This is a genomic window from Clavibacter lycopersici (assembly GCF_003576405.1).
In the GTDB taxonomy this organism is placed as follows: domain Bacteria; phylum Actinomycetota; class Actinomycetes; order Actinomycetales; family Microbacteriaceae; genus Clavibacter; species Clavibacter lycopersici.
The window spans coordinates 1-1,099 of the sequence record NZ_QWGT01000422.1 but is presented as its reverse complement, the minus strand read 5'-3'; the positions used below and the strand labels follow the sequence as shown (position 1 = coordinate 1,099).

1 protein-coding gene and 1 pseudogene are annotated in these 1,099 nt (G+C 79.0%); both read right to left on the bottom strand.

Features of this window, described 5'->3' with window-relative positions; translation table 11 throughout:
- A pseudogene (locus DZG00_RS15665) lies at positions 1–361 on the bottom strand (allophanate hydrolase subunit 2 family protein); the annotation flags it as partial.
- On the bottom strand, positions 358–978 hold the full coding sequence (locus DZG00_RS15660) for a 5-oxoprolinase subunit B family protein (RefSeq protein WP_119383199.1): 621 nt from the start codon (positions 976–978) through the stop codon (positions 358–360). The gene DZG00_RS15660 and the pseudogene DZG00_RS15665, both read right to left, overlap by 4 nt.
- Positions 979–1,099 lie beyond the last annotated feature (121 nt).

Below are 1,099 nucleotides of genomic sequence, written 5' to 3'. Positions count from 1 at the left end.
CGCCGGCGTCGAGGAGCACGGCGGCGGCGTACGGCGCGGGTCGGGACCCGCGGCCCACTGTGCGGACGAGCGGGCCGACCGCGCCCGTCACGGCGACCCACACGGCCGCGGTCGCCCGCAGCACCGCGCCGCCGAGCACGATCTCGAGGCCCGCGGCGCCGGGATCGTTGCCGACGAGGAGGTTGGCGTCGGCGAGGGCGCGCGGATCCAGGGCCCCGGACGGCGAGACGCCGATGCCGCCGTGGCCGGGACGGCCCGCGTCCTGCACGAGCATGAGCGGGCCGGTGCGGTCGACCGCGAGACCGGCCGCGGCGGGAGCGGTCGTGCGTCGGCCGCGTCGAGGTGCGCTCGCGTCGCTCACGGCGCGACCTCGCGGAAGCGCACGGCGGATCCGGGCTGCAGGAGCGCCGCCGGCTCGCGCTCCGGATCCCACAGCACCGCCCGCGTGGTGCCGATGAGCTGCCAGCCGCCCGGCGAGACGCGCGGGTAGATCCCGCTGAACTCGCCCGCGAGCGCGACGGCGCCGGCAGGGACCCGGGGCCGGGGCGACGTGCGGCGCGGCACCTCGAGTCCGGGGACGCCGGCGAGGTAGCCGAAGCCGGGCGCGAAGCCGCCGAACGCGACCGTCCAGACGCCGGAGGTGTGCCGCTCCACGACCTCGCGCTCGTCGATGCCGAGGAGCGCGGCCACGTCGGCCAGGTCCTCGCCGTCGTAGACCACGTCGATCTCGACCGGGTCGCCGCCGCGGGCGCCCGCCTCGTCCGCGGGCCGGGCGGCGAGCGCCCAGGAGCGGGCGGCGGCGAGCGGCAGCACCCGCGGATCCAGCGTGACGAGGATGCTGCGCGCGCCCGGCACGATGTCGACGACGCCGAGCGGCCGCGTGGCGTCGAGCACGGGCTGGAGGCGGAGGACCTCGTCGAGGGAGTCGAGGTCGAGCATGACGGCGGCGTCGCCGCACGGAAGGAGGCGGAGGGTCACAGGGCGCGCCGGTCGCGAGGCGGTAGCGCGCGATGCTCCGGGGCGGAGGCGGGAGCGTCGGCGTCGGGCGCGTCCGGCACCGGCCGGATCGCCACGCCCGCCGCCTCGAGCGCGTCGCGCA